At 40.1% G+C, this 22,490-nt stretch carries 22 protein-coding genes; 15 read left to right on the top strand and 7 right to left on the bottom strand.

Features of this window, described 5'->3' with window-relative positions; translation table 11 throughout:
- Positions 1 to 24: 24 nt before the first annotated feature.
- From PARC_RS13535 to PARC_RS13525, 3 genes are read right to left on the bottom strand one after another with little or no spacing between them, the layout of a single operon-like run.
- Positions 25 to 1,212: a vWA domain-containing protein gene (locus tag PARC_RS13535; protein WP_010554436.1), complete on the bottom strand. Its 1,188-nt coding sequence runs from the start codon at positions 1,210 to 1,212 to the stop codon at positions 25 to 27.
- A gap of 1 nt (position 1,213) precedes the next feature.
- Positions 1,214 to 2,062: an AAA family ATPase gene (locus tag PARC_RS13530; RefSeq protein ID WP_010554437.1), complete on the bottom strand. Its 849-nt coding sequence runs from the start codon at positions 2,060 to 2,062 to the stop codon at positions 1,214 to 1,216.
- Between the two features lie 52 nt (positions 2,063 to 2,114).
- Positions 2,115 to 2,354, bottom strand: a complete 240-nt coding sequence (locus PARC_RS13525; protein ID WP_010554438.1) for a DUF1653 domain-containing protein — start codon at positions 2,352 to 2,354, stop codon at positions 2,115 to 2,117.
- A 60-nt stretch (positions 2,355 to 2,414) separates the two neighbouring features.
- Between PARC_RS13525 and PARC_RS13520 the strand changes: the two genes are divergently transcribed.
- The 11 genes from PARC_RS13520 (at position 2,415) to rpoS (ending at position 10,000) form a co-directional block, all read left to right on the top strand.
- Complete coding sequence (locus PARC_RS13520) at positions 2,415 to 2,894, top strand: DUF2947 domain-containing protein (protein ID WP_010554439.1); 480 nt, start codon at positions 2,415 to 2,417, stop codon at positions 2,892 to 2,894.
- 74 nt (positions 2,895 to 2,968) lie between these two features.
- Positions 2,969 to 3,604, top strand: a complete 636-nt coding sequence (locus PARC_RS13515; RefSeq protein WP_010554440.1) for a hypothetical protein — start codon at positions 2,969 to 2,971, stop codon at positions 3,602 to 3,604.
- A 37-nt stretch (positions 3,605 to 3,641) separates the two neighbouring features.
- Positions 3,642 to 3,929: a cell division protein FtsB gene (gene ftsB / locus PARC_RS13510; RefSeq protein WP_007584772.1), complete on the top strand. Its 288-nt coding sequence runs from the start codon at positions 3,642 to 3,644 to the stop codon at positions 3,927 to 3,929.
- Positions 3,919 to 4,620 carry a 2-C-methyl-D-erythritol 4-phosphate cytidylyltransferase gene (ispD, locus tag PARC_RS13505; protein ID WP_007584773.1) on the top strand — a complete coding sequence of 234 codons (702 nt, stop codon included), beginning with the start codon at positions 3,919 to 3,921 and terminating at the stop codon, positions 4,618 to 4,620. Before ftsB ends, ispD begins: the two co-directional genes overlap by 11 nt.
- The gene (ispF, locus tag PARC_RS13500) at positions 4,617 to 5,114 is read left to right on the top strand and encodes a 2-C-methyl-D-erythritol 2,4-cyclodiphosphate synthase (RefSeq protein ID WP_010554441.1); all 498 of its coding nucleotides are present in this window, start codon (positions 4,617 to 4,619) and stop codon (positions 5,112 to 5,114) included. The genes ispD and ispF overlap by 4 nt, the downstream gene beginning before the upstream one ends.
- Positions 5,111 to 6,163 carry a tRNA pseudouridine(13) synthase TruD gene (gene truD / locus PARC_RS13495; protein WP_007584776.1) on the top strand — a complete coding sequence of 351 codons (1,053 nt, stop codon included), beginning with the start codon at positions 5,111 to 5,113 and terminating at the stop codon, positions 6,161 to 6,163. The genes ispF and truD overlap by 4 nt, the downstream gene beginning before the upstream one ends.
- Complete coding sequence (gene surE, locus PARC_RS13490) at positions 6,144 to 6,908, top strand: 5'/3'-nucleotidase SurE (protein WP_007584778.1); 765 nt, start codon at positions 6,144 to 6,146, stop codon at positions 6,906 to 6,908. The genes truD and surE overlap by 20 nt, the downstream gene beginning before the upstream one ends.
- Positions 6,898 to 7,536 carry a protein-L-isoaspartate(D-aspartate) O-methyltransferase gene (locus tag PARC_RS13485; protein ID WP_007584780.1) on the top strand — a complete coding sequence of 213 codons (639 nt, stop codon included), beginning with the start codon at positions 6,898 to 6,900 and terminating at the stop codon, positions 7,534 to 7,536. The genes surE and PARC_RS13485 overlap by 11 nt, the downstream gene beginning before the upstream one ends.
- A gap of 9 nt (positions 7,537 to 7,545) precedes the next feature.
- A complete protein-coding gene (locus PARC_RS13480; protein ID WP_007584782.1) occupies positions 7,546 to 8,124 on the top strand; it encodes a YqaA family protein in 579 nt (192 codons plus the stop codon).
- Positions 8,125 to 8,165: 41 nt separating this feature from the next.
- Complete coding sequence (locus PARC_RS13475) at positions 8,166 to 8,990, top strand: peptidoglycan DD-metalloendopeptidase family protein (protein WP_010554442.1); 825 nt, start codon at positions 8,166 to 8,168, stop codon at positions 8,988 to 8,990.
- A 35-nt stretch (positions 8,991 to 9,025) separates the two neighbouring features.
- Positions 9,026 to 10,000 (top strand): RNA polymerase sigma factor RpoS, encoded by a 975-nt coding sequence (gene rpoS, locus PARC_RS13470; RefSeq protein WP_010554443.1) that lies wholly within the window; start codon positions 9,026 to 9,028, stop codon positions 9,998 to 10,000.
- A gap of 91 nt (positions 10,001 to 10,091) precedes the next feature.
- On the opposite strand, the gene mutS is transcribed toward rpoS, so the two are convergent.
- Positions 10,092 to 12,677 carry a DNA mismatch repair protein MutS gene (gene mutS / locus PARC_RS13465; RefSeq protein WP_010554444.1) on the bottom strand — a complete coding sequence of 862 codons (2,586 nt, stop codon included), beginning with the start codon at positions 12,675 to 12,677 and terminating at the stop codon, positions 10,092 to 10,094.
- 21 nt (positions 12,678 to 12,698) lie between these two features.
- Between mutS and PARC_RS13460 the strand changes: the two genes are divergently transcribed.
- Both PARC_RS13460 and recA read left to right on the top strand, forming a co-directional pair.
- Positions 12,699 to 13,187, top strand: a complete 489-nt coding sequence (locus PARC_RS13460; RefSeq protein WP_010554445.1) for a CinA family protein — start codon at positions 12,699 to 12,701, stop codon at positions 13,185 to 13,187.
- A 68-nt stretch (positions 13,188 to 13,255) separates the two neighbouring features.
- Positions 13,256 to 14,299 (top strand): recombinase RecA, encoded by a 1,044-nt coding sequence (recA, locus tag PARC_RS13455; protein WP_007584792.1) that lies wholly within the window; start codon positions 13,256 to 13,258, stop codon positions 14,297 to 14,299.
- Between the two features lie 288 nt (positions 14,300 to 14,587).
- Here recA and PARC_RS13450 read toward each other — a convergent pair whose 3' ends face one another.
- Complete coding sequence (locus tag PARC_RS13450) at positions 14,588 to 16,696, bottom strand: TonB-dependent siderophore receptor (protein WP_010554446.1); 2,109 nt, start codon at positions 16,694 to 16,696, stop codon at positions 14,588 to 14,590.
- A gap of 268 nt (positions 16,697 to 16,964) precedes the next feature.
- On the bottom strand, positions 16,965 to 18,131 hold the full coding sequence (locus tag PARC_RS13445) for a DcaP family trimeric outer membrane transporter (RefSeq protein WP_010554447.1): 1,167 nt from the start codon (positions 18,129 to 18,131) through the stop codon (positions 16,965 to 16,967).
- 440 nt (positions 18,132 to 18,571) lie between these two features.
- On the opposite strand from PARC_RS13445, the gene acs reads away from it, so the two are divergent.
- Positions 18,572 to 20,512 (top strand): acetate--CoA ligase, encoded by a 1,941-nt coding sequence (acs, locus tag PARC_RS13440; protein WP_010554448.1) that lies wholly within the window; start codon positions 18,572 to 18,574, stop codon positions 20,510 to 20,512.
- 104 nt (positions 20,513 to 20,616) lie between these two features.
- Positions 20,617 to 21,267: a response regulator transcription factor gene (locus PARC_RS13435; RefSeq protein ID WP_007584799.1), complete on the top strand. Its 651-nt coding sequence runs from the start codon at positions 20,617 to 20,619 to the stop codon at positions 21,265 to 21,267.
- A 181-nt stretch (positions 21,268 to 21,448) separates the two neighbouring features.
- Here PARC_RS13435 and purU read toward each other — a convergent pair whose 3' ends face one another.
- Positions 21,449 to 22,279: a formyltetrahydrofolate deformylase gene (purU, locus tag PARC_RS13430; protein ID WP_007584800.1), complete on the bottom strand. Its 831-nt coding sequence runs from the start codon at positions 22,277 to 22,279 to the stop codon at positions 21,449 to 21,451.
- Between the last annotated feature and the right edge of the window lie 211 nt (positions 22,280 to 22,490).

The following is a 22,490-nucleotide window of genomic DNA, read 5'->3' as shown; positions in this document are numbered from 1 at the left end:
TGCTTAGTTGTGGTTAATTCACCTTTAACTCAGCTCTTTTATCGCTCTACTTATCCCATCTAAGCTCAGCGGGTACATGCGGTTATCCATTAGCTGCTTTATAAAATCAATTGATTGATAGTACGGCCAGTGTTCAACGGGTTGTGGGTTGAGCCACGCGACTTTATCAAAGTGATTGGTGACTCGTTGTAACCAAGCACTGCCGGGCTCTTCGTTGTAGTGCTCTACTGAGCCGCCGGGGTAGGCGATTTCATAGGGGCCCATAGTGGCATCACCCACAAATATCACTTTATAGTCGCTGGTAAACTTGTTTATGAGCGTCATGGTGTCGATTACGTTTGAGTGGCGCCGCGTATTGTCTTGCCAAACGTGCTCGTATAAACAGTTATGAAAGTAGTAAAACTCTAAGTGCTTAAACTCACCATGCGCGGCACTAAATAACTCTTCACAGGTATGAATGTAGTCATCCATTGAGCCGCCAATATCAAACAGCATCAACACTTTTACGGCATTGTGGCGTTCGGGTGCCATTTTCACATCAAGCATGCCGCCTTGTTTTGCAGTAGCGCGAATAGTCTCGTTTAAATCAAGCGTGTCGCTTGCGCCAGTGCGGGCAAATTTGCGTAATTTTTTAAGGGCGAGCTTAATTGTGCGCGAGCCAATCTCTCTGTCGGTATCGAGGTTTTTATATTTGCGTTTATCCCACACTTTTACTGCTTGGCGATTACGGTTACCGTCTTGCTCTATACGCACACCTTCTGGGTTATAACCGTATGCACCAAAAGGTGAGGTGCCACCGGTGCCCACCCATTTATTGCCGCCAGCGTGGCGTTTTTGTTGCTCTTCTAAACGTTCTTTTAGGGTTTTCATAAGCTCATCGAGCCCGCCCATGGCTTTAAGTTGGGCTTTTTCTTCATCGCTTAGGTTTTTTTCGAATTCTTTACGTAGCCAGTCTTCAGGTAAGTTGTGCTGTTGCTTTAAGCTCTCGAGCAAATCGAGGTCAGCAATACCACTAAAATAGTCGCTAAAGGCTTTGTCAAATCGGTCAAAGTGCGTTTCGTCTTTTACCATTATGGAGCGTGCTAAATGGTAAAAGGCGTCTACGTCGGCAAATATAACGCCTTTTTTTAAGGCGTTAATTAAATCGAGCAGTTCGCGCAGGCTCACAGGTAGGCGGTATTCACGCAGTTTGAAAAAAAACTGTACTAGCATATTATCGACGACTCATAAACGCGAGTTTTTCGATTAGGCTTATGTCTTGCTCATTTTTAAGTAATGCGCCAAACATTGGCATTAAACCGCCTTTTTTAGCTTTGTCGTGCAGTGTTTTAGCGTCTATGTCTTCTGCCATTAGTAATTTAAGCCAGTCGAGTAATTCGCTGGTGGATGGCTTCTTTTTAAGACCGTTTGCTTCGCGCAGGTTAAAAAACACTTCGAGTGCTTGGCGTACTAAATCCTGTTTAACGTTAGGGTAGTGCACGTCAATAATTTGCTGCATTTCGTCGCTGCTAGGAAAATCAATATAATGAAAAAAGCAGCGGCGTAAAAATGCGTCCGGTAATTCTTTTTCGTTATTTGATGTGATGATCACAATAGGGCGCTCTTTTGCGACAATGCGTTCATTAGTTTCGTAAACATGAAACTCCATTTTATCGAGCTCAAGTAGTAAGTCGTTTGGGAACTCTATGTCGGCTTTGTCTATTTCATCAATTAATAGTACTGGGCGTTTGCCGTTAAGCTCTGCATATGTAAACGCTTGCCAAAGCTTACCTTTAACGATGTAGTTGCCAATATTGTGTACACGCTCGTCACCTAATTGGCTGTCGCGCAGGCGCGAAACCGCGTCGTACTCGTATAAGCCTTGCTGTGCTTTAGTAGTCGATTTTATATGCCACTGAATAAGCGTGGTATCTAAGCTTTTAGCCAACTCCTCAGCCAGCATGGTTTTACCTGTGCCAGGTTCGCCTTTAATTAAAAGTGGTTTTTCAAGCATAATGGCAGCATTTACAGCTTGTTTAAGCGCGCTACTCGCTATGTAATTGTCAGTTGAATTAAATTGCACGGTGTACCCTTGTCTGGTCTGAGGAGTAAGTTATTTTGTTATAATGCCATAGTTAAACGGCAGGTCCAAGGTAGGCAAAACGCGGTATGACCTCACCTTCTTTTTCAACAGTTTCTAAAAACATACTAAGTGGGCGCGCCCACATACCAAATTCACCATATAGCGCTTGATAAATCACAAGCTGCTCCTCGGTTTCGCTATGGGTGGCAACATGAACAACTTTGTATTGCGGCCCTTTGTAATGTTGGTATATGCCTGGTTTGAGTGAAAGTGGTTTTATTGCTGTAGTCATGTTTTGATCTCTTGTATAATTTGGCTTTGCACTTTTAATGTTAACTAATTTGCCAATACTATGAACTATATTTCGCTAGATGATTACAAAAAAGCATGGGTTTTTCGTCATAAAGACTTACCTGTATCAGATGAAGACGCAGTAAAAATAAAGCCTATGGGAGATGAGCGCGCAGCCGTACTTTGGACAACCATGGTAAGCCGTGAGTTTGATCACCCAGATTTTTTTGAAGACACCGATTGGTGTGGCCAAGAAAAAAGCTTTAGCCAAGAAGTAGATTGGCAAGATGCGTGGGAAAATGGTGATGCGCAACCACCAGAAGCAATCTTAACGTTTTTAGATTGGGAAGCTAACACCACTGTTTATTTTTGTATGGCACGCGATAATATTATCGAAACAACATTTGATGTATTTAAACGCAATTGGCAAAACTTTATGTTTTTAGCTGATGGCAGTTTGCTGATTGGTAAAAAGCGTAATACGGTTGTGCAATTTTTAGAATCAGGTAAAGCAAAATTAGGTGAAAAGCCAAGCGCTTAATTAGTGCGCTGCGCTTAAAAAATATTCAATACTGTGTTATAAAACATTTACCTGAATATTTTTGAGTACAGCTTTTGGTCGCTAAAAATCAGTCACTTGGTGCTCAGCAGCAAGTTGAAATTTGGCAAACTGATGCACAAAAAGTGTTGTATGCACAATTGTGTAATGCGTTTTATCAGCGTGAGGTTCAGCGATTAGTTGCAGAGCCTAATGCCGATAAACTGCGCCGTCAGTTAAAAAGCCTACCTTATTATATTGAGCGAGCTGCAACGTTAGTTGCCAATGGTGATACGCCTTTTACGCTGGACGCGCAAAATGGTACGTGGCTTGAAAAGCAAAAACCGACCCCACCCGATGTGAATGTTCAAGCTAATGAACTTTTTTATCGAACGTATGCCAAAGTGGGGCTTATAGTGCCCGTTATATTACATGGCTACGATCAGGTGCGTCTTAGAATAGACAGTATCGATCAGTTAGGCGAAAATAAGCTGCATTGTAACGAGCTTGGTTGGTTTGATTTTTTAGGAAATGGGCTAGAGCAGCAAAATGCTCAGTTAATAAAGCCAAGTAAAGTGAGTTTAACCGCTGCATGTTGCGGGCATCAGTGGCAATTTTCGAAGCGTTGTATGCCACGGGTTTTATCACTACGCGAAATGCTTTTAGCGGGTAGTATTAATTGGCGCAATTTAAAGCGCCCCTTAGCGTATTAAAGTTAAGGTATTTGGAATTTAAAATAAGGAGTGTTAAATGCGTATTTTTCAAGTTGGCTTACTGTGCTTAGCACTGTTTGTACAATACAGATTATGGTTTGGTCATAATGGTTTACAAGACTACACACGGCTAAAAGGTGCTGTAGCGTCGCATCAAGAAACCAACGAAAAGCTCATTAAACGTAATAAAGTACTTAAAGCAGATATTGAAGACTTAAAGCTTGGCCAAGAAGGCATTGAAGAGCGTGCACGCAACGAATTGGGAATGATTAAACCGGACGAAACATTTATTCGTGTTTTACCGGGCAAACAATATGACAAATAAACAGACTATTGCAGCAATTGTACCTGCTGCGGGCGTTGGCAGTAGAATGCAGCACAATGCGCCTAAGCAATATATACAATTAGCCGGTAAAACCATTTTAGAACACACCTTAGCTAAACTTTCTCAATTATCTCAATTACGCACTATTGTTGTTGCCCTTAGCGACAGCGACCCCTATTTTGACGAACTCCCACTGCTTGATAAGCGCATTGTTCGCGCCAGTGGCGGTAAAGAGCGTGCAGATTCAGTACTCAATAGCTTGCTTTTTTTAGCGCCTAACCCGCCTACATGGGTGTTGGTGCACGATGCTGCGCGTCCGCTAGTTAATATCAGTGATATAGAACGTTTAATTGATGAATGTATACGCGCTGATGAAGGCGGTATTTTAGCTAGCAAAGTAAAAGACACCATAAAACGCGGCCACACACATGCCCTACAAACTGTGCCACGAGACGATTTATGGCAAGCACTTACCCCGCAGTTTTTTAAATATGACGAGCTTAAAAATGCATTGCAAAACGCATTAGCAAACGGGGCTACTATTACCGATGAAGCCAGTGCAATTGAGTGGGCGGGTAAACCGGTTAAGCTTGTAGCAGGTCGCAGCGATAATATTAAAATAACCACGCCAGAGGATTTAGACTTGGCTGGGTTTTTATTACATAAACAACAAAACGAGAGTGCATTATGATACGAATTGGCCATGGTTTTGACGTACATAAATTTGGCGGCGAAGGCCCGTTAACTATTTGTGGTGAAAAAATTGATTATCCACAAGGCTTTTTAGCGCACTCAGATGGCGATGTTGCTATTCATGCATTATGCGATGCTATTTTAGGCTCGCTTGCAATGGGTGATATTGGTAAGCACTTTCCAGATACGGCTAGCGAGTATGAAAATATCGACAGCCGTATTTTACTTCGCCATGTGGTGAGCTTAGCTAAAGAGCAAGGTTATGTAATTGGCAATGGCGATGTGACTATTGTTGCACAGGCGCCAAAAATGCTGCCACATATTCAAGCTATGCGTGCTAATTTAGCCAGCGATTTAAATTGTGACCTTAGCCAAATTAACGTTAAAGCCACTACTACCGAAAAGCTAGGCTTTGAAGGGCGTAGGGAAGGCATTTCTAGCCATGCGGTGGTTATTATGAGTAAAGAGCTTGCGAGTACAAAAAACGCATGAGCGATTTAAATTATTTATACGGTGCACCGCTTTCTAAAGCTGATTTTAAAACCACTGCTGAAGACTTTATGGTTGATGAAGACCTAGGTATAGAATTTACCGGCAGTGGCGAACACGTGTGTTTGCAGGTGGTTAAAAAAGGCGAAAATACGCAATACGTTGCAAAGCTAATTGCACAGCGTGCGGGTGTTTCACCGCGAGACGTAAGTTACGCCGGCATGAAAGATCGTCACGGAGTGTGCTCACAGTGGTTTAGTGTAAAAGTACCGATTAAAAAGCCTATCGATTTTAGCGATTTAAATAGCGAGAGTATTTTTATTGTGTCGCAACAGCGCCACGACCGTAAATTACGTACGGGTTGCCACAAAGGTAATAGATTTACTATTACGCTTCGTAATGTAACCAAGCCCCTTGATATTTTATGCCGCATTAACGCAGTACGCGCAGGTGTGCCTAATTACTTTGGCGAACAACGATTTGGGCATGGCGGTCATAACTTAGTTATGGCTGAAAAAATGTTTGCAGGGGAGCGCATTCGCGATAAAAAACTGCGCGGTATTATTATTTCAGCAGCGCGCTCTCATGTGTTTAATCAAATAGTAAATTTACGTGTTAAAGAGCATGGTTTAGCTAAAACAATGCACCGTGAAGTATTTATGCTCAGCGGCAGTAATGCATTTTTTGAAGATGCAATTAACGACGAAAACATAGAGCGATTAGCCACTGGCGATATTATGATGTCGGCACCTATGGTGGGTAAAAGCGAAAAAGGTTTAACCGAACAAGAAAAAATATGGCTTGAACCTTTCAAAACATGGTGCGATGGCTTAGGTGAGCTAGGCCTTAAAAATGAGCGTAGGATGCTGCGTTTAATTCCGCAAAACTTAACGGTTGAGACCATAGATGAAACCAGTTTAAAACTGAGTTTTGGTTTGCCAAAAGGGTGTTTTGCAACTGCATTATTACGTGAGCTGGTGGATTATAAAGATGCTAGCCCTCGAGAGCGCAAAGAAAAGGATAATGACATAAATGAAGATACTGTTAAGTAACGATGATGGCGTAAATGCTAAAGGCATTGCGGTTTTATATCAGGCGCTTATACAAATTGCAGACGTAACCCTTGTTGCACCAGATCGCAACTGTAGTGGCGCAAGTAATTCTTTAACATTAATGAACCCGCTACGAGCAACTACACTCGAGAATGGTTTTATGTCGGTTAATGGCACACCTACTGATTGTGTACATTTAGGTGTAAATCAGTTAGCTGATGAAAAACCAGACCTTGTTGTTGCTGGTATTAACCATGGTGCCAATTTAGGTGATGATACGCTTTACTCTGGCACTGTTGCAGCTGCAACTGAAGGTCGCCATTTAGGCTTACCTGCAATTGCGGTATCGCTTTGCTCACATAAAGGTGAGCATTTTGAAACAGCCGCTGCTGTTACCGTAAATATTATTAAAGGTTTGGCTTCGCATCCGCTTCCAAAAGATCAAATAATAAATATAAATGTGCCAGATATTCCATTAAGTGAATTAAAAGGGGTGCAAGTAACTCGTTTAGGTGCTCGTCATAAAGCAGAAACCATGACCAAACAAACCGATCCTTGGGGTCGAGATATTTATTGGTATGGATCGCTGGGCATAGAAAGCGATGCAGGTGAGGGTACCGACTTTTACGCAATCAATAACGGTTATGCCTCTGTTACGCCATTAAGTGTTGATATGACAGCCAAAGACAGCCTAAAAGCAGTAGGAGACTGGTTAGCCGATTTGGAGATTAATCGTGCTCGCTAATTATACCCGCAGTGCAAAAGCGCTATCTGATTTACTAAAGCGCGAAGGCGTTGAAGATACACAAGTACTGAGTGCTATAGCTGATATTCCGCGACACATATTCGTAGACGATGTGCTAAAACACAAAGCTTATGAAAATACGGCGCTACCTATTGGGCAAGGGCAAACTATTTCCCAGCCTTATATAGTAGCGCGCATGACAGAGCTACTTCGCTTAGCAGGTGTACGCAATAAAGTGCTGGAAATTGGTACTGGCTCTGGATATCAAACTGCAATATTAGCCAAAACGTTTACAAAGGTTTATTCGGTAGAGCGTATTAAAACGCTTCAGTGGCAGGCAAAGCGTCGATTGCAACAACTCGATTTATATAATGTAACCATGAAGCATGGTGATGGTTGGCAAGGCTGGCAATCACAAGCACCTTTTGATGGTATTATAGTGACTGCTGCGGCCTCTAAAGTTCCGCAAGACTTACTTGCTCAGTTAGCCGATGGAGGCGTGTTATTAGCGCCCATTGGTGAGAGCGATCAAAAATTAGTAATGGTTATTCGCGAAGGCGATAATTATAAAGAGCATGTTATTGCTCCCGTTAGATTTGTGCCGTTAGTACCTGGCGATATTGAATAGGAATTCATTTTGAAGTTGTTTACCAAGTTATACGATATGGCCCTAGTGTGGGCAAAGCACCGCCATGCGGAACGTTATTTAGCTGCAATGAGCTTTGCAGAGTCAGTTTTTTTTCCAATACCGCCCGATGTAATGCTTGCACCTATGTCGCTTGCGCAACCCAAAAAAGCATGGCGTTTTGCAAGTTTTGCCACAATAGCATCGGTTGTTGGTGGAGTAGTTGGTTACTTGCTTGGGTTTTGGCTATTTGAACCCGTTGTTGAGCCATTGATTGCACAAATGCACTGGCAAGAAAAGTTTGATATCGCATTAAATTGGTTTAAAGATTACGGTGTTTGGGTTGTGTTTTTAGCTGGTTTTTCGCCTATACCATATAAAGTATTTACCATTGGCGCAGGTGTTTTACAAATGGCATTTTTGCCATTTTTACTCGCATCGGCGATTGGACGTGGTGCGCGATTCTTTTTAGTTTCAGCCTTAATGAAGTGGGGCGGGGCTAAAATGGAAGCAAAATTACGTCAATATATTGAAATACTTGGTTGGGGATTAGTGGTATTAATTGCGCTAGCGTACTTTTTATTGCGTTAAGCGTTAAAAATATCAATTGTCTAATTTGGGAGAAAAATACAATGAATAAACAGTTTTTACTGTATGTGACTATATTTGTTGGTGTTTTTCTTTCTGGTTGCTCTTCTCGCCATGTTCCTGCGCCTGTTAGCAGTCTAAATAATAATGTTAACGATTTAGGTCATACTATTAACATTAATGGAAGCAACTATAAAGTACAAAGAGGAGATACCCTTTATTCTATCGCCTTTAGTGCTGGGCAAGATGTTAGATTACTTGCAAAAAACAATTCAATTCCATCACCTTACACTATTTTTCCTGGACAAAATATTTCCTTAATCCCTAAGCCTAAAAAAATAAAAAGGGATGAAAAATATACGAATTCGAGTAAAAAGTCTACAAAAAAAACACAAAAAAATAACATAATATTAAAGAAAGAGCTTGATCCCCCAAAACAACGAGAGTATGTTCAGAAACAAGCCAGTAACAAAGTTAGTAATACTAAACGTTTGTCGAGCAGTAAAGTTAAGTGGTCTTGGCCTGCAAAGGGCAAAATTACCAAACGCTTTTCTAATAAGGAAAACGGTTATAAAGGTTTACAGATTACTAATCGCAAAGGGGCTTCAGTCTTAGCCGCGGCACAAGGAACAGTGGTGTACGCGGGTAACGCTCTACGAGGTTATGGTAGTTTAATCATATTGAAACATAATGATGATTACCTAAGTGCTTATGCACATAACTCAAAATTACTTGTTAAAGAAAAGCAGAAGGTTAAGGCAGGACAAAAAATAGCAGAAATTGGTAATTCAGAATCTCCGGTCACCGCGCTTCGCTTTGAAATTCGCTACCGAGGGCAAGCTGTCAATCCTGCTAAATACCTACCCTAATTTTCAGGTATTGATAATTGCTCGGGAGAAGGCTTATGGCTAGCGCAGCAAAACTTGACAAACATACTACGACTGACGAAAAATTCGATAATATTGATGCTGATGAAAGTACAGCGTTGCTAGAAAAAGTAGAAGACGATGAAATCTTTGCAAAAGAAGAAGTAACTAAAAATCTTGACGCAACCCAACTTTATTTAGGCGAAATTGGTTTTTCTCCTTTGCTTAGCGCAGAAGAAGAAGTGTTTTTTTCTCGTAAATCACTTCGAGGTTGTGAAGCCTCACGCAAACGTATGATTGAAAGTAACTTACGTTTAGTTGTTAAAATAGCACGCCGTTATAATAACCGTGGCCTTGCTCTACTTGATTTAATTGAAGAAGGTAACTTAGGCCTAATCCGCGCCGTTGAAAAATTTGACCCTGAGCGTGGCTTTAGATTCTCTACTTACGCTACATGGTGGATACGTCAAACAATCGAACGTGCCATTATGAATCAAACTCGCACCATCCGCCTACCAATACATGTGGTTAAAGAGCTTAATGTTTACTTACGTACAGCGCGTGAATTAACTCAAAAACTTGACCATGAACCAACAGCTGACGAAATTGCAGCTTGCCTAGACAGACCCGTTGAAGACGTAACTAAAATGCTACGTTTAAACGAGAGAATAGCATCGGTTGATATGCCGATTGGTGGAGAAAACGACAGTGTACTGCTTGATATCATCCCAGATGAAAAAAGTGCAGGCCCTGAAGGCGAAGTACAAAATAATGATATTAATAAACACATTGTAGACTGGTTAGGTGAATTGAACCCTAAACAACGCGAAGTGTTAGCACGTCGATTTGGATTACTTGGCTACGAGCCATCTACACTTGAAGATGTAGGTCGTGAAATAGGCTTAACACGTGAGCGTGTAAGGCAAATTCAGGTAGAAGCATTACGTCGTTTAAAAGACATTTTGCAACAAGAAGGTTTAAGTACAGATAGCTTGTTTAATCAGTTTTCGTAACAGCGTAAATAACTTAAAAGACTATGTGTGTTAAAAAGCCGAAGAATTTATTCTTCGGCTTTTTTTATGTTTGTAAATTAGATGATATAAATTACAACAATGCTTTTAGTTTATATAATAAATCGTGCGCTTGGCGTGGCGATAAATTATCAGGGTCAATAGCTCCCAACTGCTCTTCCACTTCTGAAGGTGTATTTTGTGCAGCTTCATTATTAAAAGTAAATGCTTGTTGCTCTGTATTTGGTGCAGTAACGCTTTGATGATTTTCGAGTAACTTAAGTTTTTGCTTTGCTTGTGCAATAACAGCTTTTGGCACACCCGCAAGAGCAGCTACCTGTAAGCCAAAGCTCTTACTTGCTGCGCCATCAAGTACTGTATGCATAAAGGCGATTGTATCGTTATGTTCTATTGCATCGAGGTGCACGTTTACCAGACCTGTTGTTTGTTCAGCAAGTTCTGTTAACTCAAAGTAGTGCGTTGCAAACAATGTTTTAGCTGATATTTTTGACGCTAAATGATCGGCTGTTGCATACGCAAGCGAAAGCCCATCGTAGGTACTTGTACCGCGACCAATTTCATCCATTAATACCAAAGACTGCGCCGTGGCATTATTTAAAATAGTCGCTGTTTCGGTCATTTCTACCATGAAGGTCGAGCGACCTGATGCTAAATCATCGCTTGCACCAATACGTGTAAATATGCGATCAATATTGCCAATTTTAGCGCTGTCTGCAGGTACGTAACTGCCAATGTGAGCCATTAGTACAATAAGTGCTGTTTGGCGCATATAGGTTGATTTACCGCCCATGTTTGGACCCGTAATAATCAACATTTTACGTTGGCTGTTTAATTCAACAGGGTTAGCAATAAACGGTTCTTTCATTACTTGTTCAACAACAGGGTGACGACCTTGCTTAATGCTTATATTGTCGTTATCGCACAGTTCTGGTTTTGCATAATTGAGTGCAAATGCACGTTCGGCCAAGTTATTTAATACGTCTAAATCGGCCAGTGCTGCTGCCATCATTTGCAGCTGTTCAATGTGTGGAGCGATAAATCTGAACAGCTCTTCGTATAGTTGCTTTTCAAGCGCTAAGGCTTTTGATTGGCTACCAAGTACTTTATCTTCGTGCTCTTTAAGCTCAGGAATAATATAGCGTTCGTTATTTTTGAGCGTTTGACGACGAATGTAGTCGGCTGGCACTAAGTGAGCATTAGCGCGGCTTACTTCAATAAAAAAGCCATGTACGCGGTTATAACCAATTTTAAGCGTACTAATACCCGTGCGTTCGCGTTCACGCAACTCTAGTTGATCAAGTACGTCGGTTGCACCTTTACTTAAGTTACGCCACTCATCTAGTTCGCTGTTGTAACCAGGGGCGATAACGCCACCATCACGAATAAGTACCGGTGGGTTTTCTATCACTGCACGTTCTAATAACTCTTGTAAATCAGGGAGCTCAGGCGAGTGCTTGATAATACCTGTAATACGAGGATCGTTAGCATCACCTAGCAAAGTGTGTAGTGGCGCAAGTGCTTGTAATGCGCTGCGAAGACGAGTTAGATCGCGCGGGCGAGCTGTGCATAAAGCTAGGCGTGCAATAACTCGCTCTACATCACCAATCTCTTTTAATGATTCGTGTAATTCACCGCACAGTTGTACATCTAAAATAGCGCTAATTGCATTTAAGCGTGAATTTAGCTCGTCTTTATTACGTACAGGTGTATGAATACGGCGCTTAAGTAAACGAGAGCCCATAGGTGTTGCTGTTTTATCAAGTACCTGGGCAAGTGTATTTTCAAACCCACCTGATAAATTAACGGTAAGTTCTAAATTTTTACGGGTTGCGGCATCTAAAATAACAGCGTGTTCGTTGTGCTCAAGCGTAATTGCACGAATATGTGGCAGTGCAATACGTTGTGTATCTTTTACGTATTGCATTAAACAACCGGCAGCAACAAGCGCGCTGTGGGCTTTATCAACACCAAAACCAACTAAATCTTTAGTACCAAACTGATCGCATAATAAGTGCTGAGCCGTATCTAAGTCGAACTCCCACTCTGGGCGGCGGCGGGCACCTTTTATATGCTCAATTAAATGAAAGTTTTCAAAGCTTTCGCTATACAGAAGTTCTGCCGGAGCTAAGCGCTGAATAGTTGAGCTAAAGGCTTCGTCGGTGTTAACCTCTACAACGTTAAAGCGACCAGAGTTAATATCAAGGTACGCGATACCGTACAGACCTTTTTTACTTTGCCAAACGCTAGTAAGAAGATTGTCTTGTCGTTCTTGTAAAAGCGCTTCATCAGAAATTGTACCAGGTGTAACTATACGAACAACTTTACGATCGACAGGGCCTTTACTAGTTGCAGGGTCACCCACTTGTTCACAAATAGCGACTGATTCACCCATTTGGACTAGGCGTGCTAGGTAGTTTTCTACTGCATGATAAGGTACGCCCGCCATAGGGATAGGATCGCCACCGGCTTTACCGCGATGAGTTTGCGAAATATCGAGTAATTGAGCGGCGCGTTTAGCGTCATCAAAAAAGAGTTCGTAAAAATCGCCCATACGATAAAACAATAAAATATCGCGATGCTCTGATTTTATTTTTAGATACTGCTGCATCATAGGGGTTTGTTGTTTTATAGTGTGTGGTGCATAAAGATCAAACGACATGTATTTACCCAAAGGCTGAATATGGAATTACATCAAGAGATTAAAACACTTGCTGCGCAATTAGGCGCTATTTTAACGGATAAATGCTTATGGATCACTAGTGCTGAGTCATGTACTGGTGGCGGAGTGAGTTATGCCCTTACAGATACGCCTGGAAGCTCTGCTTATATTGACCGCGCATTTGTGACTTATAGCAACCAAGCAAAGCAAGACTTACTAAATGTAAGTGCCAGTACATTAGCGCAATTTGGTGCTGTGAGCGAGCAGACAGTACGTGAAATGGCACTAGGTGCAATAAAGGCAACAAATGCAAATATATCTATAGCTGTATCGGGTATTGCAGGACCTGGCGGGGCAACAGAAGGTAAACCCGTGGGACTTGTGTGGTTTGGCATACAAATTAATGACAAAGTACTGACCTTTAAACAAGTATTCTCTGGCGATAGGGCTCAAGTTAGACTGCAAGCTATTGTATTTGCATTGAAAAGTGTAATAGATGAGATAAAATAAAAAAATTAGCTTGATACTGTGATTTCATACAGTATACTTGATTCCATTAGCTGGATTTGGAGAATAAAATGAACGATAACAAACAAAAAGCGTTGGACGCTGCACTATCACAAATTGAACGTCAATTTGGTAAAGGCTCAATTATGAAATTGGGTGATAACAAAGCGTTAAACATTGAATCTGTATCTACAGGCTCATTAGGTATTGATATTGCTTTAGGCATAGGTGGTTTACCTATGGGACGTATTGTTGAAGTATACGGACCTGAGTCATCTGGTAAAACAACGCTTACTTTACAAGTTATCGCTGAAGCGCAAAAAGAAGGCAAAACATGTGCCTTTATTGATGCTGAGCATGCTCTAGATCCAGTTTATGCACAAAAGCTTGGTGTTAACATTGATGAGCTTTTTGTATCGCAACCAGATACCGGTGAGCAAGCATTAGAAATTTGTGACATGTTAGTGCGCTCAAGCGCGGTAGACGTTGTTATTATTGACTCGGTTGCTGCACTTACACCAAAAGCTGAAATTGAAGGCGACATGGGCGACTCGCACATGGGCTTACAAGCACGTTTAATGTCACAAGCATTACGTAAGCTTACTGGTAACATTAAACGCTCTAACACGTTATGTATTTTCATTAACCAAATCCGTATGAAAATTGGTGTTATGTTTGGTAACCCAGAAACAACAACAGGTGGTAATGCACTTAAGTTTTACGCATCTGTTCGTATTGATATTCGTCGTATTGGTTCTGTTAAAGAAGGCGATGAAGTTGTTGGTAACGAAACACGCGTTAAAATTGTTAAAAACAAAGTTGCGCCGCCGTTTAAACAAGCTGAATTTATCATCATGTATGGTGAAGGTATTTCTAAGCAAGGCGAGTTAATTGACTTAGGTGTTAAGCACAAAATTGTTGAAAAAGCAGGTGCTTGGTATAGCTACTGTGGCAACAAAGTTGGCCAAGGTAAATCTAACTCAATTAAGTTTTTGAAAGAAAACCCAGAAATTGCAGATGAGATTGAAGGCAAGTTACGCGAAATGCTTTTACTAAAAGCAACTATTGAACCAGAAGATGGTGAAGATAAGTTAGGCGATGACGCTGACCTTTAACAGCATCAAAATGAGTTTTTAAGCTTAATTTGACCCGAGCTTTAAAAAGCGCTGATCAGTAATGATTAGCGTTTTTTTGTTGTTAAAAACTTAAAGTAGATAAAATAAAAACGACACATTAAAAATGTGTCGTTTTTTAATTTAATCTATAAAAAACATGCGGTTACATCGCTCATGAGTAGGCACTGCACTAGTGATTACTATACTAAATGAAGAGCAGAACGATCATACGCTATACATTTTAATCAGGAGAAGAGTTAAAGAATGCGACCTAATTAAAATAGAATTTTAAAAGCGATAAGTTAAGCTAACTTTTCCGCTAATAGGAGAGCCATAAAAACCAACATTGGCTAAGCTAGTAATATGTTTTTCATCTGTGATGTTATCAATGTTAGCTTGAATTGATAAGTCTTCGCTAGCATCCCATCGAGCAAATACGTTCATAAGTAAATAAGAATCCTGCTTAACATTACTGGCTATATTTTCTGTTTTTGATTGCCATTTACCGGCTAAACCAAATTTAAATTCAGGTAGTTGAGGCAGCGTATAATCTAATGAAAAATTAACAACATTTTCAGGTTCCCATTCATGAGAACTATCGCCTGCGTCATCATTTATATCTAAGTATGTATATGCAAATACAGCATTTAGATCATCAGTTATATTTCCGGTTAATTCTAATTCAAAGCCTTGGGTATCTTGATCAGCTCCTTTATAGTAATTAAATCCAGCTGCGTTTAGCCCTGCATAAGTTGCAATATTGTCTTGTTTTGCACTAAATACGGCAAAGGTTGCAAGTAGTTGATCATCGAACCATTGAGTTTTCACTCCAACTTCGTAATTAACACCTTTACTTGGATCTAAAAAGTTACCATCGTAATCGTACTGCTCTTGTGGCTGATAAATATCGGAATAGCTTACATATACATTAACATCATCATTAATTGCATACGTTGTTGCAAGGTAAGGGCTTACCTCACTTTCATCATTATCTATATCAACGCCTTGGCTAAAGCCTGTGCGCTCATAATCGATAGCGTTAAAGCCCGCAATAACAAATAAGTCACTTGTTAGGTTTAATTTAGTAGAACCAAAAAAACGCTTTAAAGTAACATCAATATCAGCATACTTAGTTCGTTCACCCCAAATAGGTTCAGCAATCGCATCTAATGCGTATGGAAAAGCAGGCGCTAAACCATAAGCTTCAGTTGTTGCTGCATCGTAAGAGTTAGTAAAAGAGTAAGATGTACTTTGTGAAATACTACCACCAAGCATTAACTCATGCTCTTGACCAAACAAGCTGTACTCACCTTTAGCTGTTATATCAAATAAATCAGCTGAGAATTCTGTATCATATCGTCCAGGAATACTGACTAAACCTAAATTAGTTTCACTATCAAACATTCCATAAGCGTCATAAAGGTAAAGTAATTTACTTTGATCTTCTGAGTCTTGGTAATTATAAGTTGTTTTAATTTCCCAGTTATTATCGAATACATAAGTATATTCAATAAAAGCTGTGGTATTAAGAGTATCCCATTTAGTCCACTCTTGGGCTGTACTTGTACTTACATCCCACTGCGCTTGTGTGCCATCGGCATATGAAAGTGGTAATCCTCCCCACATGGTTCCATCTGTATTCGCATCTTGATGTGAAGCACCAAATGAAAGTGTTGAATTACCAGTAAGTTGTCCATCAACTACAGCAGAGAAGTAAGTACGATCGTTTTCTAAACCATCAAGGTATGAATCAGAGCTTTCTGCAGCCCCAACAACACGTGCAGCCCAGCTACCAGAATCTGTTAATAAAAATGAATAATCAGCTTGTAAGCGCTTTAAACCATAAGTACCTACAGAAATACCTACTTCACCTTCATTCTCATTTGTTGGGCGTTTTCGAACATAATTAATAGTACCAGCTGCATTACCAACGCCTGTTAATTGCCCATTAGCACCACGAATAACTTCTATTTTTTCATAACCGTAGCTTTCCATAGCACCAGTAACAAGGCCCCAGTTATTAGGTAGACCAACACCATCAACTTGAGTGCTTTTAATATCAAAACCACGAGACGTGTATCGTGTGCGGTTAGTTTCACCTTGTTCTACAGTAATACCCGTAGCCATTTTCAATGCGTCATTAATACTATTTGCTGCAAAGTTTTGAAGTTGCTCTGCGCCAATTACACTAATAGATTGTGGTGTTTCGTTAAGCTCCATAGTTAAACCGGTAGCACCTTGGCTAACTCGATCTTGGCGTACACCTACTATTAATATTTCTTCCATTTGTTCATTGTTATTTTCAACTGTATTCTTAGTTGGTGTTTCTTGCGCTTGAGCTGAAAAACCCATAGCTAAAACTAATGAAGAAAGTGCAAAAGTGCGATTGAGTTTCATGTTTTCCCTTAATTAATATTTAATATTATTTGAGTTTATTTAAATAATTGGGACATTCTACTATTTAGAATTAACAAACTCAAACAAAAACTATTATCATTTGTAAACGCGTTTGCGCTGTTTTAGGGGAAATTACTTAGTCTGTAAATAATATTATGATTAGGATAAGCGATATGACTTATAAAAATATGGTTGTTTTTTTAACTTAAATTGAATTATAAAAAAAGCGGCCTAGGCCGCTTATTTAAAGTAGTTAGCTTTTTAGTTATTAAAAAGAGTATTTAACAGAGAATTGTAAACGATCTAAATCGCCATCTACGCCACTTTCAGTTTCACGCTCAGCATGTTTTAGCTCAGCTCCAAATGTTAGGCGTTTAACAGGGGAATATAAAATGTTAGCGCTATAGCTTTGGCTTGATTCAGTCGGATCACCAGAAATAGCTAATAAATCAGTGTTGTTATCAGCAGAGAAGAAAGAGTATAAGAACGTTGAACGCCATTGGCTTGTCCACTTGTGCTGGTAAGCAACAAAACCAGAAGTCGAATCAATGGCATCTAGTTCATCGCCATTAAGTACTGCGCCGTGAGCAACGTTTAAGCCTACGTAACGGCCTAAGCCTTTACCTTGAGTAAGCATAAATTTAAGGTTGTCTTCACCAAGGTTTATTTTACCCGACGCACTAATACCAAAAGATGTTTCATCTGCATCAACACTGCCTACTTTATAAGTTAGTTGGCGAGCAAGCGCTGCAACAACAATGTTACCCCAATCAGCTTTGTGTGTGTAACGAGCTGTAAAGTCAGGCAAGGATGCATCATCAGTTACTACCATACCGCTAGTAGTAGAAATTGTACTTTCTGGGTTTTCTAATGAGAAAGACCATGCGCCAGTGGTATATTTAATTTGCGATTGGCGAACAAATATAGTGCCTTCAGCTGGGCCTACAAAATCAAGCGTTTCAGCAAGGGCACCCACGTTTTGAAAGTTAGACCATGTTTGACCAAATAACCAACCGTCGTATGTCACAAACGCATGGCGAATACGTGGAGCATAAGAGTTTGATACACGTTCATTGCCGCCAGCAGCTGAGGCTAAAAAATCAATCTCAATTTTAGTGTTAACGGTCTTACCGTTATCCATAACAGTGGCTGTGCCAAAGTTAAAGCGTGACTCGCGAGCATGCATATCAAACACAGCATCTGAGCTGTTATCGTCGCCAACTGTTAGCGTACTTGGTACGTAAAAGTCACGACCTACGTTTGAACCTGCAGGCGCACCCGCTGAATAATCACTCCACATAGAGTCGAGTTTAATGTATCCACCGTAAGTAAATTCGGTATCACCAATTTTTGCAGCAGTTGCCGCGTATGCAGTACTTGATAGTGCACATAGTACAGCGCTTGCTGCCAATGTTTTTAATGGGGTAAATTTCATTGTGGTGTCCTTTAAAGGCTACTTGTTATTTATTACTTTTTTTTCATAGATATTTGTATTACTTGCTACGAGTATTACTTACGAATAAAAAGGGTTGTTAATTTGGCTTTCAATTCACTTTCTATTTTCATTCGTTAAATAAAGCATTTTAGTAAGTACAACAAAATATCTTTATTAGAGTACGACAACACTGTTGAATATGTGCAATATTTACTCAATTACCTATTGGTCTATAAGACTAAGGTTTGAGAGCAGATTAGTTTGTATTTACTTACATTTAACGCGTTGTATTATTTATGTAAAAAAATTGAAAGCAGAAGGATTATAAACTACAAATGAGGAAATTGAAGGGGTGTACAACTAAGGTCTAATACTTAATGTAGCACTGCTGAGTAATCCTTGATAAAAGCTTAAGGCAAGTAATTTAAATGGAGACTAAGATGTCACAAAGTATCTATCCAGTTCCTGCGCATATTAAAGATGCGACTCTTGTAGATAAAAATAAATATAATACGCTTTACAAGCAATCTATTGATGACCCAGAAAGTTTTTGGCGTGAGCATGGCAAACGTCTTGATTGGTCTACCCCTTATACAAAAGTTAAAAACACATCATTCGACAAAGGCCATATAAATATTAAATGGTATGAGGATGGCTATCTTAATGCTTCGTACAATTGTATCGATCGTCATTTAAAAACCAAAGCAGATAAAACGGCGCTTATTTGGGAAGGTGACAGCCCATCTCAAAGTGAGAATATTACTTATCAACAATTGCATGATGAAGTAGCCAAGTTTGCCAATGGTTTAAAAAAACTAGGTGTTCAAAAAGGTGATCGTGTAGCGATTTATATGCCTATGACGCCTCAAGCTGTTTATGCAATGCAGGCTTGTGCACGTATTGGTGCTATTCATTCGGTTGTATTTGGTGGCTTTTCACCTTCTGCGATTGCAGATCGTATTCGAGATTCGGGTGCCAAAATTGTTATTACTTCGGATGAAGGGCGCAGAGCAGGTAATTGTGTTCCATTAAAAGCAAATGTAGATGAAGCGGTAGCGCAAGAAACTGTAACCTCAATTGAGCATGTTATTGTGCACCAATTAACCGGCGGTGAAGTTGATTGGAATGAGCACGATATATGGTGGCATGACCTAGTTGCTGATTTACCAGCAAAGTGTGAACCAGAGCCAATGAACGCTGAAGATCCACTGTTTATTTTATATACGTCAGGTTCAACAGGTCAGCCAAAGGGTGTTGTGCATACTACTGGTGGCTACTTAGTTTACTCATCAATGACACATGAATACGTATTTGATTTAAAAGAAGACGATGTGTATTGGTGTAGTGCCGATGTAGGTTGGATCACAGGCCACAGTTACATTGCATACGGGCCATTAGTAAACGGTTGTACACAAGTATTATTTGAAGGTGTACCAACTTATCCAACTGCAGGACGTATGGGCGAAATTGTTGATAAACACGGTGTAACTATTTTATATACTGCGCCTACAGCAATTCGTGCGCTAATGGCGAAAGGTGATGAGCCAACTGCTTCGTCAAATCGCGATAGTTTACGTATTTTAGGCTCGGTGGGTGAGCCAATAAATCCAGAAGCATGGACGTGGTATTACGAGAGTATTGGTAAATCTAATTGTCCGATTGTTGATACGTGGTGGCAAACAGAAACCGGTGGCATAATGATTACGCCTCTACCGGGTGCAACTGATACAAAGCCTGGCTCTGCGACCCATCCATTTTTTGGTATTGCGCCAGCATTATTTGATGCTGAGGGGAATAACCTTGAAGGTGCTGTGGACGGTAATTTAGTTATTTTAGATAGCTGGCCATCGCAAGCGCGAACTGTTTATGGCGACCATGAACGTTTTGAACAAACTTATTTTAGCGCCTACCCAGGTGTTTACTTTACAGGTGATGGTTGTCGTCGTGATGAAGACGGTTATTACTGGATCACAGGACGTGTGGACGATGTACTTAACGTATCAGGCCATCGCTTAGGTACTGCTGAAATTGAAAGTGCGTTAGTTGCGCACGAAGCAGTAGCAGAAGCAGCAGTAGTGGGTTACCCGCATGATATTAAAGGCCAAGGTATTTATGTTTATATTACGCCTAACGAAGGTGTAACAGTAAGCGATGAATTAACCAAAGAGGTACGTAACTGGGTTCGTAAAGAGCTTAGCCCAATAGCATCACCAGATATGATTCAATGGTCTCCAGGTTTACCTAAAACGCGCTCAGGCAAGATTATGCGTCGTATTTTACGTAAAATCGCTGCAAATGAGCACCAACAACTCGGTGATACGTCAACGCTTGCAGATCCATCTGTAGTCGATGAACTAATCGAGAACAGATTAAATCGTTAAATGTGCGTTAAAAACTTGATTACAAGTTGATTCTAAACGTAGTATATCGGCTGTCAGTAAGGGTTTTATACCTAACTGGCAGCCGAATTTATTAGGAGTGAACCATGAGTCAGTTTTTAATAGCGGACGACCATCCGTTATTTCGTGAAGCACTAAAGGGCGCATTGAGCGCAAAATTTGAAGGTTTAGAGGTTTTTGAATCATCCGATTTTGACAGCACACTGCAAGTGTTAAGCGAGCAAGAGGATCTTGATATATTACTGCTAGACCTTCACATGCCAGGTAATGGTGATTTATATGGTCTTATTCGTATTAGAGAAGAATACCCAAGCTTACCTATTGCCGTTGTTTCGGGTAGTGAAGACGCTAATATAGTTTCTAAAGTAATGGGTTACGGCGCTATGGGTTTTATTCCTAAATCGTCATCGTCTGATGATATTGCCAGTGCAATTAACCAAATACTTGAAGGCGATACATGGCTACCAAAAGAGTTAAAAAACAAAGTAGCTGAAATTGAAGGTGAAGATAGAGAAATAGCAGCGCAAGTTGCCTCATTAACACCTCAACAATACCGAGTGCTGCAATATCTGCACGAAGGTTTACTTAATAAGCAAATTGCTTATGAACTGCACATATCAGAAGCAACAGTAAAAGCACACATTACAGCCATATTTAGAAAACTCGGCGTGTACAATCGTACCCAAGCCGTTTTAATTGCCGCTAAATTAAAACTCGAGCCAATAGAGCAGGCATAATTTACATTTAAAAAGTCACTTGCTTATTTATGAGCAAAAAAATGCCAGCAACAATGCTGGCATATTTTTATGTGTAGAATAGTCAATCAGAATTCAGGTTAATAACAAAATGCATACCTTGTTATCAACACTGTTTTATTACCTCAAAATAAACTACTTAATTAAGCGAATTGGTACAATGCTAAGAAAACACTACAGTTTTATTACCATTAATAAATAACTTATGCTCTGATGCAAGTTGGAGTGCTTTACAAAACACTGTTTTCTCTACATCTTTACCCATTTTAGCCATCATTTCGGCGGTATTAGCATGTGTAACGCTTGTTACATCCTGCAAAATAATAGGGCCTTCATCAAGCTCGTTGTTCACAAAGTGAGCGGTAGCACCAATAATTTTTACGCCGCGCTCAAATGCTTGATGATAAGGTTTAGCACCAATAAATGCGGGTAAAAATGAATGATGAATATTAATTATTTTGCCTTCAAAGCGACCCACAAATTCAGGGCTTAAAATACGCATGTATTTGGCAAGACCAATAATATCAGGGTTGTAGCTGGCAATTAAATCACCTACTTTTTGATCGTGCTCGCTACGAGTTAGTCCTTCGTGCGATACAACATGAAACGGCACATCAAACCCTTTTGCTAAAGGCTCTAAATCAGCGTAGTTAGCAATAACGGCTAATACTTCAATATTAAGAGTTTGTTCAAATTGCTTTAGCAACATACCACCTAAACAATGGGCTTCTTTAGTTGCAAGTAAAACTACTTTAGTTTTTGCACCGCAATGTAGGGCAAGTTTAGCGCCTTGTGGCAACAGTGCGCGTAGTTGATCTAAAAAGTCGCTTTGTGGCTCGCCTGTAAGCTCTGTGCGCATAAAAAATCGCTGTGCGTCTTTATCTACAAACTCGTTGTTACGCGTAATATTTAAATTGTTTTTATGACAAAGCCCTGTGATTTTAGCTATTAAGCCTACGTCGTCAGCACATTGGGTGGTTAGTATATAGCTCATTGTCCTCATTCTTACCCTGTTATTAATACTTCATTATTTGTGTTTTGGCACATAAAGCAAGGGCTTTGTGGACTAATCCAATATTAATCATGTTGTTGAGTATAAAAGAGGTAGTAAAGTTAAAAGGTATTGAATAGAGGTTAATAAAGGATAAAAAAATGCCACCTAATTTACAAGGTGGCATTAATACTAATAATCCAGAGTTTAAGTT

The sequence above is a fragment of the Pseudoalteromonas arctica A 37-1-2 genome (genome assembly GCF_000238395.3).
Lineage (GTDB): Bacteria > Pseudomonadota > Gammaproteobacteria > Enterobacterales > Alteromonadaceae > Pseudoalteromonas > Pseudoalteromonas arctica.
The sequence above is the reverse complement of the archived record's forward strand: the minus strand, read 5'-3'. Positions and strand labels throughout refer to the sequence as shown.